A 16,980-nucleotide genomic window follows, 5' to 3' on the forward strand; every position below is an offset into this window, starting at 1 on the left:
GTGACGGGGGGCGATGGGGCCTACGCCATCACCGCGCTGGGGCGCTGTCTGCTCCCGGTGCCCCGGGTGGCAAAGGCTCGACGCCCTTCACGCGCTGAATGCGGGACGGCTCGATCAGGACGACGACGCGCTGTTCGCCCGGGACGCCCCACTCGAATCGCTCGGTGCCCACGTAACGACGCGCCAGCCGGTCCATGTTGCGGCCCGCTTCCGGGCCCTCCACGAAGCGGACGGCGCGGCCGCGGATCTGTACGCGGTCGTAGGGGTCCGCCGGGTCCGCGTGGGAGAGGCACACGCGCGGCTCGCGGCGGAGGTTGCGTTCCTTGATCCGCCCGATGGACGTGTTGAACAGCAGCAGGTCTCCTTCGATCCCCAGCCACATGGGGCTCACGTGCGGCGAGCCGTCAGAGTTGACCGTGGCGACGTACCAGATGTGCGGCGCTTCGATCCTCGTGCGGATGTCGTTCGGTATCGCGACCATGGGGTGGTAGTGCCCCGGCGTGAGGCAGGTGATGCTTCCTGTGGCTCGCCTGCAAGCTCAGCTGTGGTACCGGCTCACGCGTAGCCCCTCGCGACGAGGTAGACGAGGAGGATCAGTACGGTCAGGATCAGGGCCGGGACGGCGATGATTTTGGCCGTCCGCGTGAGGACTCTCGTGGCGTGGGCCGGGCCTTCCGCGTAGTTCGTCTCCGACGCTGCCGACGAGCCGAGGCTGTTCCGGGCGATCGCTACGACGACCAGCGCCAGTATTGCCGTGACCAGGGAGACGGTGAGCGGCCCCGTCAATCCCGTACGGACGGCCTCGTCTTCAAGGGTCGTCCTCGGGTCGTACACCCGCGCCTCCACCGCCTGGATCGCCGCAATCGCGGCCAGGACGAGCGTGATCAGCGAGGCGACGGACAAACCCAGGGAGACGGCCGCCAGGGCGGGCGCGCGTTGGGGGCGGTGCGAGGGCGGTGGTGGTGCGTGGGCCGCTTGTGGGGTGGGGCGCTGCGTGGGCCGCTGTGTGGGCCGCTGTGTTGCCCGTGGGGCGGGGCGTGCAGCGGGTGCTGCCGGGGGCCTGGCCGTAGGGGGCGGCTTGCGGGTGGGCGCGGGCGTGCTCGGTTTGTGCGTGCTTGGTTTGTGAACCGGTTCCTGCTTGCCCGGTTCCTGCCTGCCCGGCGTCTGTGCGACCGGAGTGCGCGTCGGCACCGGCCGGTGGGCCGCAGGCGGTGGCGGGACCGGCGGGCGCGTGCGGGCGGGTGGTGGCCTGCCCGCCGCCGGTATCGCCGCCGTCGGGCTCTCCGGGGACACCGGCGCCCGCCCCCCGGCCGCCGGCAGCACCTCCGCCTCCACGTGGACCAGCCCTTCCCCGACGGTGCCTTTCAGCACGATGTCACCGCTGAGATGTCCCGGCCCTGCGGAGGTGTCGACGCTGATGTCGAGCCCGTCGGAGGTCTCCGCGGCACGTAGCCAGTCCGCCTTGGGGTGCGCGGCGCAACTGCGGGCCAGCGGCGGCCCGAGGAGCCGTACCTGCTGATGCGGCGGCGGCGCGCCCTGCGGCACCGGGCCGAAGTCCAGCCGGGTCGGGTACGGGTTGACGCTCACCTCGCTCAGGGCGCGGCCCGCTTCGTCGGCCACGGCCCGGATGTCCTTGCGCGCCATCTCCGCCAGGGCCTCGCGGGCTCCCACGGCGACGGACAGGTCGGCGTTCTCCATGCGGGCCCGCAGCTCGGCGATGGCTCCGCGGCGGGTGTAGATGTCGGGGCTCTGCATCGCGGCGCGCAGGTCGTCCGGCACGGGGGAGGGGGCGATCCGCCGCCGGTGGCTGCGCGCCAGGTAGAGGTCTCCCTGCAGGTCGACGCTGCGGCTGGGGGTCTGGTTCGGGTTCTCCTGCCGTACGCGGTCGAAGACGTACTCGTACAGCTCGTCGAGGGAGATCCGGCCGTCCTCGTCCAGGTCGGCCTCTCCGGTGGCGAGGCCGGAGACGATCGCGCTGGTGAACACCGAGGGCCGCGGGCCGGCCGTCTGCGTGAGCTCGGAACCCTCGAAGGCGTACTCCATGGAGTTGGAGGCGGTGATGACGGCCCAGCCGCGCCCGCCGCCGAGCTTCTCACCTGCGAAGGACTCCAGGACGTTGACGTCGCCTGCGGCGCGGGCCACCGCGCCCTGGGGGAAGGCGCCGCCGTAGCAGCAGTCCAGGAAGAGGGCGATGCTGCGGGCACGGGTACAGGACATGCAGCGGCGTACGAAGTCGGCCGGCACGGCGGTGGAGGCCAGGCGCCTGGGCAGTGTGTTGCTGGCCGCGAAGTACAGTTCGCCGGACTCGCTCTTGAGCCCGTGGCAGGAGAAGTGGACCACGAGGGTGTCGCCCGGCCGCCGGTCGGCGAAGAAGTCGTCGAGTCGCATGGTGATCGCGTGCGAGGGCTCGTTCCGCACGATCCGGACGTCGAACCCGCCGATCCGCGGATCGCCCAGGACGCCCGCCAGCGCCTCTGCGTCCTGCGCCGGCGACATCAGCTGTCCGAGGCCTTGGTCCTGGTAGCTGTCGTTGGCGATGATCAGCGCGTACCGGGACTCCGTCATGGCGGCACCTCGCCGCGCGACGCTTCTCCGGACGGCGCCGCACCGGGGGAGTGGCGCCGGACGAAGAGGTCGAAGGCCTCGGTGACCTGCTCGGGTGTCGCCTCGGAGATCTCCAGGACGTCGTCGCCGAGGGTCAGCCGCATCGACGGCCGGGAATCCCGGCAGCGGCCCCACCACTCCCGTACGGCGCCGACGACCTCGCGCAGCGCCGTGGCGGACGTTCCCAAGGTCACCAGCAGGGCTCCCACCTGGGCGACGTCCACCGCCCGCGCGCCCGGCGGCACCTCTGCGCCGGCCGGGAGGGACGTCACATCGTCCACGTCGAGCTGGAGCAGCTCCCGGCGGAGGTAGCCGGTCAGCTGCTCGACGTGCTCGGCTTCCGTCCCCTCCTCGGACAGGAGGATTTGCAGTCGGTTTTCCACCGTATTCGCCCCTTCGCGCCCAGTCACGCTTCCTCGCGCTCACCGCTCACAGGGGCGACGCGGAGTCGGACCGCGGTGGCTCCACGTGCCTCACTTCCAGTCTGTGATCCCTCCTACCCCGCCGCAACCAGGGTCCGTGGCCAGGGCATATGCGACGAACGCCGACGTAGCCCTCACGCGCTGATCCGTGGCCCCATGTCCCGTGCCAGCGCCAGAGCCAGCGCGCGGAAGATCTGCACTTCGGGGTTGCGGTCCCGGGCGCGGACGGCCAGGTAGCTGCTCTCATGAGGAGCGTCGAGCACCGGGACGAAGACCGCGCCCGGCCACGCGTAATAGCGGGCGAACGACTTCAGTCCGGAGCCGGCTGCGCGCCCGGTGACCACGCCGGTGAGGACTTCCTGCGGCGTCAGCGCCACGTGCGGGCTGCGGCGCCGGGCCGCGCAGTCGAAGTACAGGTAGTCGGTGAAGGTGCGGGGCGTGTGGCCGGGGACCGTGAAGAACGGCAGATCGGCGATGTCCGCGAGCAGGGCACCGGTGTCGCGGGCGTCGGCCAGCGGCGACGACTCCGGTACTGCCACGATGCGCTGCTCGGTCGTCATGGCGTCCGCGGTGATCCGTTCGTCCGCCGGGGTGGGCCGGACGAAGGCGACGTCCACGCGGTCCTCGACGAGTGCGGAGACGTGCTCGGTGAAATCGAGCTGCCGCAGCTCGACGGGGACGTGAGGGCGGGCCCGCCGGAAGGCGTTGATCGACGCGGGAGTCAGCTCCGCGGAGCCGTGGCCCATGATGCCTACGCGGAGCGGTCGTTCGGCGGCGGTCGGAGCCCGGGCGGCCTCGGCGACGTCGGCGAGCGCGGCGTTCGCGGCGGCGAGCAGCGTACGGGCATGGCCGGCCAGCCGCTCGCCGGCGGGCGTGGGGGAGACGGGGTTGCGGTGGAGCAGGCGCGTGCCGAGGTCGCTCTCCAGCCGCCGGACGTGCTGGGTGACGGCGGGCGGGGACAGGAAGAGCCGTGCGGCTGCCCGCGCGAAGTGTCCTTCCTCGACCACCGCCAGGAAGGACGCCAGCAGACGAAGATCCATGACGGCCACGATAGACACCTCGGCCGCCCGGTTCGCATGTGCATTCACAAATCGTGAATGCGGGCGGCGGGGGTGGGGCGGAGGCCCGTAGGACTGGCGGACGTGAGTATTCCTGTCGAGCACACCAGCCCTGGCACGGCCGGCACACCCTGCCCGTCCGGCACACCTGGCACCACCGGCGACCCCGGTGGTTCCGTTGCCCTCCCGCCGACCGATCCCGCCGGTTGGAGACGTTCCGGTCGGATGCGGTCCGGTCGGATGCGTACGGGCTGGATGATGACGGCCTCCGGCTGGAGCGCCAACCAGTTCTCCGCCCTGCTGGGTGCCTACCGCTCCGAGCTCGGCCTGTCCCAGTCCACGGTCACCGGCCTGTTCGCGCTGTACGTCGTCGGCCTGGTCCCGGGCCTGCTGATCGGCGGACCGCTGGCCGACCGGCGCGGCCGCCGGCCGGTGGCGCTCGCCGCCCTTGCCGTCAACCTGCTCTCCACCTGCCTCCTGATGGCCGGCTCGGCCGCCACGGTGTGGCTGCTGCCCGGCCGCTTCCTGACCGGCATCAGCGCCGGTGCCCTGCTGGCCGCCGGAAGCGCCTGGGTCAAGGAGCTCTCCTGCCCGCCCTACGCTCCGGAAGGGGCACCGGGGGCGGCCGCCCGCCGCCCGGGCCTGTTCGTCTCGGCGGGCTTCGCGTCGGGCGGCCTGGTGGCCGCGCTGATCGCCCAGTGGCTGCCGCACCCGATGGCGACGGCTTACCTGCCCCATGTCGTCCTGGCGGCACTCGCCTGGGCGATCGCGTACCGGGCGCCGGAGACCCGCCCGCCGGCTGCGCGGGATGACCGGGCTGCATCGGGCGGTGACGGGACTGCCGTTGATGCCGCTGTCGGCGCCGCCGCTGACGCCGCCGTCGACTGGTCCCGCTTCCGCCGCGCCGTACTGCCCCTGGCCCCCTGGGTCTTCGCCGCCCCGGCCATCGGCTTCGCCACCCTGCCCGGCCTGGTCGACGGGGGACTGACCGGCTGGCGCACCGTCTACGCGGGCATCGCGACGGCCGTGGTCCCCGGCTGCGGTCTGCTCGTGCAGCCCCTGGCCCGCCGCCTCGCCGCACGGCACCGCTTCGCCACCGCGTCGGCCGGGCTCGGCGCGATCACCGCCGGGCTCGCCCTCGCCGTCCCCGCGGCGGCGGCAGCGCAGCCGGCGCTCGCCCTCGTCGCAGCGGCCGTCCTGGGAGCCGGTTACGGTTTCGCGCTGTCCTTCGGCCTGACCGAGGCGGCCGCGGCCGCACCGCCGGCGCGGCTGGCCATGGTGACCTCGCTGTTCTGGACGACGGCCTACCTCGGCATGCTCGTTCCGTACGCCCTCGCCCTGCTCTCCCGCTGGTGGAGCATGCCCGTACTCCTCGCTGCGGGAGCCGTACTGGCGGCGCTGACCTGCGGCGTACTCGCCGCCGTCGGCGGACGCGGCCACGCACCCGCCGCGCTCCACCGCACGGCGGAACCGGACCGTCCTCGCGCCTGATCCCTACGCGGTGAGCAGACGGAACAGTAATCGCATGGCGACGAGCGTGAGTGCGACACCCGAGAAGAACGCAGCACGTGCAAAGACGGCAGCACATGCAAAGACGGTGGACACGGGGACCGAACGACCCGTGCCGCTCTGGGCGGAGCGGGCCGTCCGCCTGCTTCCTCTGCTGGCCCTCCCGGTGTGTCTGTGGCGACTGCCCATCGGCTTCGGCTACTTGATGGGCATGGACGTCGAGCCCATGTCGCCGCCGCGCTGGGCCGCGGTGGCGTACGCCCCCGCCACCGGGCGCGTCGCGGTACAGTGTCAACGTCCTGTTGTCTCCGATAGAGGTGGACGTTGCGCATCTGAGGTTCGCGATCATCGCGCGGTACGGCACCGGCCGTACGCCGGTCACGCTGCTGCAGGCCCTTTCCGGCCCGCCCGTGACCCCGCGTGGATGCGACCTCGGTGCATGAGCCGTCCTCACTCCGGAGGAGGGCTGCACCTCCCCCTTTTCCCGGCCTGGTCGTCGCCGCGTGGTGCTCGCATACGAAGCCCCTTTCCCTGCGCTTGCGACTGCGAGAACCGACATGGCCAACACCATCAACCCCCACCCCACCACCCCCACCGGCTCGGGCGCCGCCGTGACCTGCTCCGGCCTGTCCTTCCAGTGGCCGGACGGCACGCCCGTCTTCGACGGGCTCTCCCTGACCCTCGGCCGGGGCCGCACCGGGCTCGTCGGGGCCAACGGCACCGGCAAGTCCACCCTGCTGCGGCTGCTGGCCGGCCGGCTGCGCCCGTCCGGCGGTTCGGTGACCGTCAGCGGCAGCCTCGCCTACCTTCCGCAGAACATCACCCTCGACACCGCGCTGCGTGTCGACCAGGCCCTGGGCATCGCGGAGCGCCGCGCCGCGCTGCGCGCCCTGGACACCGGAGACGCGAGCGAGGAGCACTTCGAGGCGATCGGCGACGACTGGGACGTCGAGGAGCGGGCCCTCGCGACCCTGGGTTCGCTCGGGCTCGGCGGCGTCGAACTGGACCGCACCGTGGGCCGGATGTCCGGCGGCGAGACCGTCCTGCTGCGCCTGGCCGCACTGCTGCTGGAGCGCCCCGACGTGCTGCTCCTGGACGAACCGACCAACAACCTCGACCTGTTCGCGCGCCGCCGGCTCCACGAGGCCGTGGCCTCCTGGCGCTCCGGAGCGCTGGTCGTGGTCAGCCACGACCGTGAGCTGCTGGAGCGCGTGGACCGCATCGCCGAGCTGCGATCCGGGTCGGTCACCTGGTACGGAGGCGGCTGGTCCGCCTACGAGGAGGCGGTGGCCGCCCAGCAGGAAACGGCCGGGCGGATGCTGCGGGCCGCCGAGGCGGACGTACGCCGCCAGAAGCGCGAACTGGAGGAGACCCGCATCAAGCTGGACCGCCGCGAGCGGCACAGCAAGAAGATGGACGACCGCCGACGGGCCCCGAGGATCGTCGCCGGCGAACGCAAACGATCCGCCCAGGAATCGGCGGACAAGCTCCGTGGTCTGCACGAGGACCGTCTGCACGCGGCGCGCGAACGGCGCGCGGAGGCCGCGGAGGCGATCCGCGACGACGCCGAGATCCGCGTCAGCCTTCCCCGCACCGCCGTGCCCACGGGCCGCACCGTCCTGCACCTGCACGAACTGCGCCCCAGGTTCGGTGCGTTGCGCGAAGGCAACCTCCATGTGCACGGGCCCGAGCGCATCGCGCTCGTCGGGCGCAACGGAGCCGGCAAGACCACGCTGCTGCGCACCCTCACCGGGGAGCTCGCCCCGCTGTCCGGCGAGGCGAGGACGTACGTGCCGCTGCGGTTCCTTCCGCAGCGCCTGGACGTGCTGGACGAGGAGTTGGGCGTCGCGGCCAACGTGGCGCGTACGGCTCCCGGGCTGACCGGCAATGACATCCGCGCCCAGCTCGCGCGGTTCCTGTTCAAGGGGGCGCGCGCCGACCAGCCCGCGGGCACCCTCTCGGGCGGAGAGCGCTTCCGGGCCGCCCTCGCAGCGACCATGCTCGCCACGCCGTCACCGCAGCTGCTGATCCTGGACGAGCCGACCAACAACCTCGATGCGGCGTCCCTGCGGCAGCTGACGAGCGCGCTCGGTTCGTACCGCGGCGCGCTCCTGATCGCGAGCCACGACCTGGGCTTCCTCGGATCGGTCGGCATCACCCGCTGGCTGCTGCTCGGAGAGGAGCTCCAGGAGACCACGGCCGGGGAGGTGCGCGACCTGCTCGAAGCTCCGGAGGGCGGGTGAGCGTCGGCCGGCCGGCCCGGCTCAGTTCTCCGCGGTGGCCGGATTACGACAGTCGCTGTCGCTGTCGCCGTTGCCTTCCGGCTCGTCCGCCGCCGGGTGGACGGTCTCGGCGGGCGGGTCGGCGGTGTGCCGGGCCCAGGGGAGGTAAACGGCCGCGGTGAAGACCAGCCCCACGATCCAGGAGACGTCCGCACCGCCGAGCCGGTCCGTCAGCGGACCGGTGTAGAGCTTCTGGGCCAGAAAGGGGACCTGGGCGAGCACGCCGAGGACGTAACTGCTCAGCGCGGGGACGTTCCACCGCCCGTAGCGGCCGTCCGGGTCGTACAGCGCGGGAATGTCGACGCGCTCGTGCGAAACCAGGTAGTAGTCGGTCAGGTTGACGGCGCTCCAGGGCGTGAACACCATGAGCAGCAGCAGGACGAAATTCTTGAAGTTGTCGAGGAAGTCCGCGCTCGCCGCGACCGCGACGACGGTGGCCGCCGCCGTGAACGCGGTGATGTACAGCGCGCGGGCGGCAGGCGTGACCCTGGACCGGCCGTCGAACGCGGTCACCGTCGTCAGGATCGACATGAAACCGCCGTACGCATTGAGGCAGTTGACGGTGAGCTTGCCCACCAGCACCACCAGGTAGATCAGGAAGCCGACGGCCGCCGGCCCCGCCAGCTCGCCGACGAACCCGACCTGGTCGGACAGGAAGGACTCGCCGGCCACGGCGGCGATCAGGGCTCCCAGGCTCATGGCCCACTGCGCCCCGAGGACGCTGCCCGAGAAGGCCGACCAGAATGCCGCCCGGGCGCTGGTGGTACGGGGCAGGTAGCGCGAATAGTCGGCCACGTAAGGGCCGAAGGTGAGCTGCCAGCCGGCGCCGAGCGAGACGGCGAGCAGGAACGTCGCGGCGTCGAAGGACTGCCGGCCGACGTGCGCGCCGACGTCGTACCGGGCGAACACGGCGACGAGGAGATAGCCGAGACCGATGCTGCCGACGACGGTCGCCACCCGGCCCGCGAGATGAATGAGGCGGTATCCGGCCAGGGCGACGACGGCGGTCAGCACGCCGAAGACGAGGATTCCGGGGGTCGTGCCATGCAGGTGCAGGATCCTGCGGAGGGCCTGCCCGGCGAGTACGGAGCCCGTCGCCGCGAAGCCCAGGTACATGAGGATCACCATCACGAGCGGCACCACCGCGCCGAAGACGCCGAACTGTGCGCGGCTCGAAATCATCTGGGGCACTCCGAGTCGCGGCCCCTGGGCGGAGTGCAGGGCCATCACCACCCCGCCGAGGACGTTGCCCACGAGCAGCGCCGGGATCGCCCACAGCGCGTCGGCGCCGAAGACGACCGCCAGGGCGCCGTCGACGACGGCGGTGATCTGCATGCTCGCGCCGAACCAGAGGGTGAACTGGCTGTGCGGGGCGCCGTGCCGCTCGGCGTCCGGGATCACCTCGATCGTCCGGCGTTCCAGGGCGAGGGGGGATCGGGACGACGGCTGCTCGGGCGACGTCATGGGTGCCACACTCCCGGCTCGGCTCCTGGCTCGCGCGATGTTGCGCAGAATCTGGCACGGGGCGGAAACCGGAGTCAACGGGTCGGGCGCCGTCGTGTAATATTGTCGACGTCGCCGGGGAAACCGGGCGAAAGCGGAACAGATGAACAGCTGAACAGCTGAACAAGGGGCTATAGCTCAGTTGGTAGAGCGCCTGCATGGCATGCAGGAGGTCAGGAGTTCAATTCTCCTTAGCTCCACAGCCTCACGGCTCCACCGTGAACGAGATGGAGGCCACCCGGGTCGGGTGGCCTCCATCTCGTTGTGCGCTCCCCGATGGGGGGAGTTTGCGCACCCGTCCGGGTGACGGACGTTTCTCGGATCATCGGACGGCGAAGATCCTTCATGACAGCGGCACGCTGCCCTTGCCCAGTCCTACCAGCCGCGGACTGGGCAAGGGCGAGGACGGCCGGCTGAGGGCGACGGGGTGTGAAATCTCCCGTCAAATGGGATATAGCCGCCAATCTGCGAAGCTTTCCGCATGAACTCTCGGCTCCACTTGCTTGCTGCGCGCTGGCCCGCCCTCGTGCCGGCGCTCGCCGCCGTCGTCCTGGCCCTGACCTGGGGGCGGTCACTGTCCGCCGGAACGGTGGCCTTGGTGAGCTGCTGCCTGGCCGGCGCCGTGCTCTCCGCCGTGCACCACGCCGAGGTGATCGCGCACCGGGTCGGCGAACCCTTCGGATCGCTCGTCCTCGCCGTCGCCGTGACGGTCATCGAAGTGGCCCTCATCGTCACGCTCATGGCCGACGGCGGCGACAAGAGCGCCTCCCTGGCCCGCGACACCGTCTTCGCCGCCGTCATGATCACCTGCAACGGCATCGTCGGGCTCTCCCTCCTCGTGTGCGCCCTCCGGCGTCGCGTGGCCGTCTTCAACGCGGAAGGCACCGGCGCCGCCTTCGCCACCGTGGCGACGCTCGCCGGGCTGAGCCTGGCCCTGCCGACCTTCACCACGAGCACCCCCGGCCCGCAGTTCTCCTCGGCCCAGCTCGTCTTCGCCGCCCTCGCCTCGCTCCTCCTCTACGGCTTGTTCGTGGCGACCCAGACCGTACGGCACCGCGACTACTTCCTCCCGGTGACCGCCCAGGGCGAAGTCATCGACACCGACGACCACGCCGACCCGCCCACGGCCCGGACCGCCCTGACCAGCCTCGGCCTGCTCGCCGTCGCCCTGGTCTCGGTCGTCGGCCTGGCCAAGGGAGTGTCCCCGACCATCGAGTCCGCCGTGGCCGCCGCCGGCCTCCCCGCCTCCGTCGTCGGCGTCGTCATCGCCTTGCTGGTACTGCTCCCCGAGACCATCGCCGCCCTGCGCGCCGCCCGCCGCGACCGCGTCCAGACCAGCCTCAACCTCGGCCTCGGCTCGGCCATGGCCAGCATCGGCCTCACCATCCCCGCCGTCGCGGTGGCCTCGATCTGGCTGGACGGCCCCCTGCTCCTCGGCCTCGGCGCGACGCACATGGTGCTGCTCGCCCTCACCGTCGCCGTCGGCACCCTGACGGTGATCCCGGGCCGCGCCACCCCGCTCCAGGGCGGGGTGCATCTCTCCCTGCTGGCGGCTTATGTGGTGCTGGCGGTGAGCCCCTGAGTCGCGGACGAGGGGACGGCCGCAGGAGCGGGGAAGCGGACGGCGTCGGCTATCCACGCGGCGGTGTGCCGGCTGCCGGGCCGCGGGCGTTCTTCGTAACGCGGCGAGACGAGGTGGTACTCGATGTTGCCGCTCAGCCAGGAGCGCAGCCCGCGGGTCAGGTGTCCGATGCACTCGTGTTCCTGAGGGGTGACGTCCAAGCCGGCACAGAGCTCGGGCAGTGCGCGTTCGAGGGCCAGAAAGGAGTGCATGCGCTGGTCGGCCATGGCGATGGCATGCCCGATGGCCTCCTCCTGCGTGCAACGGTACTGGCGTTGGATGAGGGGGACGACGTTGATGTGGTCGTTCCAGGCGGCCTCGCGGTGGACGCCCGTGATGTCGTTGACGAGGGCGATGTGGTCTCCCGTGGCCCGCTGCATGGCGTGGAGGACGGGGTGCATGACGATGTTGTCGCTGAGTTCGCAGCGGTGTTGAAGATCGTTGAGAGAGATATAGGCCAAAGAGGCGGTTGACCACATTCGGTTGTCAAGATAGTGCTCGACGCTGGGCCAGAAGCCGTCCCGGCGGTAGGCCGCGTCGCGAAGGTAGGAGTGGAGGAATCGGCTGAACCGGCTTGCGGTGCGCCGTTGCCAGCGCGGTGACATGCCCAGGTGCTGGGTGCGTCGCCATAGGTCGGACAGGCCGACGGTGAACGGATTGGCGTCGTCGGCCAGCGCGTCGGGGTCATTGGCATCGAGAATCCGGTTCATCTCGGCGACGGCGTCGCGGATGAGGTCGGGGGAGTCGACCTCGAGGATGTCGTCGAGCATGACGCCCCATGTCCCCCAGTCGGTCAGTAGGTTCAGCAGCTCGCCGGTGCAGTGCCACCACACGCATGAGCACCAAAGGTCCAACCGGTAGGCGTCCCAGGCGGCTGCAGTCTCCGGGGTCGGTGCCATTCCGGTCTCCCGGCACCATGCCATTGTGTGAGCGCGGGCCTTCTCGGCATCAGGACTGATTTCCAGGGGCAGCGGGCAGAAGAAGCTGTTCGGCCGTCGCATCTCAATGCCTCCAAACGTAATCCGCGATGACCCGCAGGAGCAGGATGACCTACGGAATCGACTCGCTGTAGAATTGCCCGGCCCAGCGGCGGTACTGCATGAATGGGCCGTCTCCTTTGGTCAGCTTGGGTTGCTCGACATACGTCTTGTGCTGCCAGATGGGAAAGTCTTTCGCCAGGTCCCGGCTGATCAGTGGGACAAGCAGCTTGCCGATCAGCCGGGATGCCGGAGGTGGCAAGTCGATCCCGCCGGCATGGTCGATGCTCGCGGCGAGCCTCAGTTCGACATGCAGAGGATCAATAGGGGTCGGCAGGATCCAGAAGTGGATATGCGACTGGATGCTTGGAATGTCCACGCGCACGAACAGCCAGCCGAGCCCGTGCAGCTGTAGACGAAAATGAGCCTGAAGGGAGACCAGGAAGCCGGTGCGATGCCCCTGCAGGGGCGTCGTTGAGAAGTCCACTTCCATGGTGGGGCCCGAGAAGTGAGTGCGACTTATATCGATGTTCATTTGATGTACGGGAGGGCAGTGCCCGCTGTCGATGGTGTTTTCCATGACGTCTTGAGGGTGATCGACCAGGGTGTGGACGACGTGCCCGGCCGGCTGGAAACCCAAGGGAAATGACGAGGGCACTTTCCAGCCCGGTGACAGTCCGCGGGAATGGTGCCAGACCAGGATGGCACCGTCGACCTCGCGCACCTCCAGCATCATGAGCCGGGCCCTGGGCGGCGGTGTGCCGCATCCCGTACGGACGCAGTCACCGGAGGGAGAGAAGGCGAAATGGTGGAACGGGCAGACGATGTTCTCCCCGTCCACCCGTCCGCCGTGACCGAGATGGGCTCCCAGGTGCGGGCAGAACGGGCGCACTGCTCGCACCAGGCCGGACCGGGTCCGGTACAGCACCACGTCCTCGCCGGTGAGGCGCCGGGTCAGAACCCGGCCGGCAGGCAATTCGTCGCGGAATGCCACGGCGTACCAGCCGTCGGGATAAGGAAGCCGGGGAGTTGCCCTGTTACCCGTCACCAAGGAGACTTCACCCGTGCCGCGCACGAGGCGAGAACTGAAGGCGGAGGGCATTTTCATGAGCGATACCGTCCTCGTCGACAGGGGTCAACTGCCGTTGGTCGATCTACCGCACCATGGTGAGATCTGCAGGATGACGTTCCGCGCCGGAGTCGGCAACCTTTCGGTTCGCCCAGCGGACCACTCCCTTGAGCGGACGGCAGGGCGCCGCGTAAAAGAGGGGGCCATGAAGCCGACCACGCGTCGTATCCGGGAAGCGGTGGACCGGCTCATGGCCGGGCTCGGGGACACCGGGACCTGTTCGGACAGTTACAACACGGCATTCGTCTCCCGGGTCCGTAACCCCGACGGAACCCCGCGCTACCCCCGCGCGCTCCAATGGCTGCAGGAGCGTCAGCACCCGGACGGTTCCTGGGGAGGCCGGATAGCCCTGCCCGCCGACCGGCTCACGTCCACCTTGGCAGCCGTCCGCGCACTCGTGGACTACGCGGAGACCACACCGCCCGGGCCGTACGGCTGGGTGGCCGGAGCGCTGAAGAAGGGAACCGACCACCTGAAGTCACTGGCCCGTGAATGGCGGACCGGGCCGCACGAGCCGATCGGATTCGAATTCGTCGTGCCGGAGCTGACCGGCCGGCTCCGCGCCCACGGCGTGGACCTCCCTCCGCAGGCATGGCCGGACATCCACGCCCTACGTCGGGACAAGCTCGCCAGGATGGCAGCCGCTTCGGCAGGCACGGTTTCCCCCTCGCTGCGGTACTGCATGGAGGTTGCTCCGGACGAGGCCTTCGCGGGCGCAGCGCTGACACTGCAGTCACCCGGAGGATCGGTGGGCTGCTCCCCGGCGGCCACGGCTGCACTGTGGCAGAACACGGGTGATGCGCGGGCACTGGCCTACCTCGATCACCTCGCCGACCGCTCGCGCGACGGCGGGGCGCCCGAGGTGCACCCGATAGAGGCCTTCGAGACCGGCTGGTCCCTCTACCACCTCGGACGTGCAGGCTTGTTGCCTCCTGGTGCTACGCAGCACCTCGGTGCGCTCGCGGACGAGCTGGACCGCCGCGGATGGGTCGGCTTCAGCCGGGAGTTTCCCGTGCCCGAGGCCGACACCACCGCGATGACCATCAACCTGCTGCCTCACCTCGGTGTGGATGCCGCATCCCGGCTCAGCCTCCTCCTGCGCTACGAAGCAGAGGATCACTTCTTCCACTATCCGGGCGAGCGCGGTGCGTCGGTGAGTGTGAACGCCCGGCTCCTGGAGGCCTTCAACCACGCGCCCGGCACGTACGGTCCACAGCGCCGTAAGCTCATCCGCTTCCTCCTCGAAAGCCGTACGGCGGACGGCTCATGGCTGGACAAGTGGCATGTGTCGCCCTACTACGCGACCGCCCACGTCTGCTTTGCGCTGGGCCGCGAAGGCCACTTGGCTCGGACCCACCAGTGGCTCCTCGGCACTCAGCATCCCAACGGTTCCTGGGGAGCGGGCGGCGGACAGCCGGAGGAGACCGCCTACGCGATCCTGGCGCTGGACGCACTCGCCGGAAGCGGCTTCCCCCTCCCGGCTCGTACATCACACCTGGCACACCGCTATCTCGTGCCCTACCTCGATGCCGGGCCCGGGGCCTTCGCCGAACTGTGGCTCGGCAAGTCCCTCTACACGCCGACCGCGGTCGTGCAGTCAGCTGTCGTCGCCGCCGCCCATCTCACGCGGCCCCGGCGCAACACGCCGTGGGCGCGTGGCGACTGAGTCCGCCGGCGAGGGCAGGGAGTCGGTGTTCAGCCGGCGCAGGGCGATGGTGAGGGCGAACGCCGTGCGCCGCAGTTCACCGACGGCCCGCTTCAGTGCGGTGCGGCCCGTGGTGTCACCGATGACCACACCGGCCAGAACGCGGCGGTCCGGCCCCAGGATGGGCGCGGCCACCGTCAGCATCCCGGACGCGTACTCCTGACGCTCGACGGCGATTCCGGTGTGGCGGATGACCGCGAGTTCGTCCTCCAGTTCCTCGTGGGGCGGCCAGGCCGTTGCCTGCGCATCATGCTCGAAGGCGAGCAGCAGCTTGCCGATGGCGGTCGAGGGCACCGGCACCGTTTCGCCGGTGCGGGAGAGCAGGGGCTGCAGGCGGCGGCCGTGGATGCGCTCCACGTAGCGGACCTGCCGGCCTTCGTGGACTCCCAGGCCCACGAATCCGCCCAGGCAGTTGTACAGGTCGAGGAGGAACGGCATCGCCGTGGCTCTCAGGACGCCGAGCTGGTTCCGGCGGGTGACGCGTTTCGACGCCAGCTCGGCCAGCCGCTCGCCCGCCACGTACTTGTCGTCCCAGCGGCCGACCATTCCGTGCGCGCAGAGCGCCGTCAGGATCCGGTACGTCGTGGCCTTCGGCACGCCTGTCTCCCGGGCGATCTCGCTGAGCCCGCGCGGTGTGGCGTCCTGGCAGACCATCTCCAGCACGCGCAGCGCGCGGCCCACCGCGCCCCGTTCGAGAATCGCTTCCGGGATCGTCCTGACCTCCGCGGGGGTGTGCGGGTCCCCGCCTGCCTGCGTCATTCCGGATCCCCTACTGGTCAGGCATGGCGGGCGATGGCGCGCATCCGCAGTCCCCGGGGACCCAGGGTGACCTTTGCGGAGGGCCGTACGGGTCGGCCGGTGAGCGGGACGAGGCGCCAGCGGGCGGTGATGGCAGTCAGGGCCAAGGTGGCCTCGGCCACGGCGAAGCGGGCGCCGATGCACTGACGGGCGCCCGCTCCGAAAGGGATGTATGCGGTGCGCTCGGGCTGCGGCCCGCGCCACCGGTCGGGGTCGAAGCGGTCGGGGTCCTCGTACAGGTCGGGCCGGCGGTGGATGAGATAGGGGCTGAAGGCGATCAGGGTCTCGGCCGGGAGGGGGACCCCGCCGAGCTCGGTGTCCTCCACGACGGTGCGCGTGAGCAGCCACGCGGGCGGATACAGCCGGAGGGCCTCGCGGACGACGTGCCCCGCCTCCTGCAGGGCGGGCAGATCGGCGAAGGCGGGTGAGGCACCGCCCAGGACCCCGGCGGACTCCGCGTGCAGGCGTTCTTCCACCTCCGGGTGCCCGGCGAGCAGGTACAGGGCCCAGGCCATCGCGTTGGAGGTCGTCTCCGCCCCGGCGAGGAAGAAGGTGAGGACCTGGTCGGCCAGTTCGGCATCGGTCAGCGCCCGGGCCCCGGCGACGCTGCCGGGATCGGTGCTCCGCTGCAGGGACGACAGGAGGTCCCGGTGGTCTGTCGAGTCGGCGCGGCGGCGGCCGGCGACGCTGAAGGCCGTGTGCTGCAGCCGGTCGCGTGCCCGGAGGTATCGCCGGTTGCCCGGCCCCGGGAGCCGGTTGAGGAGCGCAGGCCTGATCATCCGCCGGAACGCGCCGTTCACCACGGTGTTGATGTCGCCGACCGTTTGCTGCGCGGCTTCGGCCGGCAGGGCGGCGGTGAACATCGTCTCGACCGCGACTCGCGTGGCCAGCCTCGTCATCTCGGTCGTCACGTCGACGACCTGGCCGTCGTGCCAGGAGCGCGCCACGGCCTCGGCCGCGGCCACGAACACCGCGGAGTAGTGGGGAAACCTCTCGGGGTGGAAGGACGGCTGGCACAGCCGCCGCTGGCGCCTGTGCCGGCTGTGCGGACAGGAGATGAGGCCGTCGCTGACCACTTCGCGCACCCGCTCGTACATCGGCCCTCCCTTGTCGAACACGTGGTCGTCCAGGAGGACCTGCCGGGTCAGGACCGGGTCGCACACCATCACGACCGAACGCGGCCCCATGCGGATCCGCACCAGTTCGCCGTGGGCGGGCAAGGACGACAGGAAGGCCAGCGGATCGCGGACGAGGGGCAGCACGTGCCCCAGGAGCGGCACGGCATTCGGTGCCAGTGGAATCGACGCAGCCGTATCCATGCCCACCCCTTCCAGGACGAGCTGCCGGGACGCAGGGACGCGTAGGGACGCCA

Annotated in this window: 13 protein-coding genes and 1 tRNA gene; 5 read left to right on the top strand and 9 right to left on the bottom strand. The window is 70.8% G+C overall.

All coding sequences use genetic code 11. The annotated features are described in order from the left end of the window. Nucleotides 1-28 precede the first annotated feature (28 nt). The 4 genes from FGW37_RS29100 to FGW37_RS29115 all read right to left on the bottom strand — a co-directional run bounded on the left by FGW37_RS29100 (nt 29) and on the right by FGW37_RS29115 (nt 4,066). Nucleotides 29-481, bottom strand: a complete 453-nt coding sequence (locus FGW37_RS29100) for a PPOX class F420-dependent oxidoreductase (RefSeq protein ID WP_179083795.1) — start codon at nt 479-481, stop codon at nt 29-31. A gap of 74 nt (nt 482-555) precedes the next feature. Further along, on the bottom strand, nt 556-2,565 hold the full coding sequence (locus FGW37_RS29105; RefSeq protein ID WP_179083796.1) for a caspase family protein: 2,010 nt from the start codon (nt 2,563-2,565) through the stop codon (nt 556-558). Then, nucleotides 2,562-2,987 (bottom strand): hypothetical protein, encoded by a 426-nt coding sequence (locus FGW37_RS29110; protein ID WP_218650608.1) that lies wholly within the window; start codon nt 2,985-2,987, stop codon nt 2,562-2,564. The genes FGW37_RS29105 and FGW37_RS29110 overlap by 4 nt, the downstream gene beginning before the upstream one ends. A 173-nt stretch (nt 2,988-3,160) precedes the next feature. Beyond that, on the bottom strand, nt 3,161-4,066 hold the full coding sequence (locus tag FGW37_RS29115) for a LysR family transcriptional regulator (RefSeq protein ID WP_179083797.1): 906 nt from the start codon (nt 4,064-4,066) through the stop codon (nt 3,161-3,163). Between the two features lie 258 nt (nt 4,067-4,324). Here FGW37_RS29115 and FGW37_RS29120 point away from each other — a divergent pair, with 258 nt between their 5' ends. Together FGW37_RS29120 and FGW37_RS29125 are read left to right on the top strand one after the other, a co-directional pair. Beyond that, nucleotides 4,325-5,575 carry an MFS transporter gene (locus FGW37_RS29120; RefSeq protein ID WP_246430616.1) on the top strand — a complete coding sequence of 417 codons (1,251 nt, stop codon included), beginning with the start codon at nt 4,325-4,327 and terminating at the stop codon, nt 5,573-5,575. 575 nt (nt 5,576-6,150) lie between these two features. Then, nucleotides 6,151-7,836, top strand: a complete 1,686-nt coding sequence (locus tag FGW37_RS29125; RefSeq protein WP_179083798.1) for an ABC-F family ATP-binding cassette domain-containing protein — start codon at nt 6,151-6,153, stop codon at nt 7,834-7,836. Nucleotides 7,837-7,857: 21 nt separating this feature from the next. Here the strand turns inward: FGW37_RS29125 and FGW37_RS29130 are convergent, their stop codons facing one another. Continuing rightward, nucleotides 7,858-9,339: a purine-cytosine permease family protein gene (locus tag FGW37_RS29130; protein ID WP_179083799.1), complete on the bottom strand. Its 1,482-nt coding sequence runs from the start codon at nt 9,337-9,339 to the stop codon at nt 7,858-7,860. 166 nt (nt 9,340-9,505) lie between these two features. Between FGW37_RS29130 and FGW37_RS29135 the strand changes: the two genes are divergently transcribed. After that, nucleotides 9,506-9,578: transfer RNA gene (locus tag FGW37_RS29135), tRNA-Ala, on the top strand. A 281-nt stretch (nt 9,579-9,859) separates the two neighbouring features. Next, nucleotides 9,860-10,960: a calcium:cation antiporter gene (locus tag FGW37_RS29140; protein ID WP_179083800.1), complete on the top strand. Its 1,101-nt coding sequence runs from the start codon at nt 9,860-9,862 to the stop codon at nt 10,958-10,960. Here the strand turns inward: FGW37_RS29140 and FGW37_RS29145 are convergent. Continuing rightward, nucleotides 10,933-11,898 carry a terpene synthase family protein gene (locus FGW37_RS29145; protein ID WP_179083801.1) on the bottom strand — a complete coding sequence of 322 codons (966 nt, stop codon included), beginning with the start codon at nt 11,896-11,898 and terminating at the stop codon, nt 10,933-10,935. The two genes, FGW37_RS29140 and FGW37_RS29145, sit on opposite strands and share 28 nt — an antisense overlap. A gap of 151 nt (nt 11,899-12,049) precedes the next feature. Then, on the bottom strand, nt 12,050-13,084 hold the full coding sequence (locus tag FGW37_RS29150) for a Rieske 2Fe-2S domain-containing protein (RefSeq protein ID WP_179083802.1): 1,035 nt from the start codon (nt 13,082-13,084) through the stop codon (nt 12,050-12,052). Nucleotides 13,085-13,250: 166 nt separating this feature from the next. On the opposite strand from FGW37_RS29150, the gene FGW37_RS29155 reads away from it, so the two are divergent. Then, nucleotides 13,251-14,771, top strand: coding sequence for a prenyltransferase/squalene oxidase repeat-containing protein (locus tag FGW37_RS29155; protein ID WP_179083803.1), 1,521 nt, complete (start codon nt 13,251-13,253; stop codon nt 14,769-14,771). On the opposite strand, the gene FGW37_RS29160 is transcribed toward FGW37_RS29155, so the two are convergent. Continuing rightward, nucleotides 14,703-15,569, bottom strand: a complete 867-nt coding sequence (locus FGW37_RS29160; protein WP_179083804.1) for an IclR family transcriptional regulator — start codon at nt 15,567-15,569, stop codon at nt 14,703-14,705. The two genes, FGW37_RS29155 and FGW37_RS29160, sit on opposite strands and share 69 nt — an antisense overlap. Nucleotides 15,570-15,586: 17 nt before the next feature. Beyond that, a complete protein-coding gene (locus FGW37_RS29165) occupies nt 15,587-16,927 on the bottom strand; it encodes a cytochrome P450 (RefSeq protein WP_179083805.1) in 1,341 nt (446 codons plus the stop codon). Nucleotides 16,928-16,980 lie beyond the last annotated feature (53 nt).

Source organism: Streptomyces rectiverticillatus (assembly GCF_013394065.1).
Classification (GTDB): Bacteria; Actinomycetota; Actinomycetes; order Streptomycetales; family Streptomycetaceae; genus Streptomyces; species Streptomyces rectiverticillatus.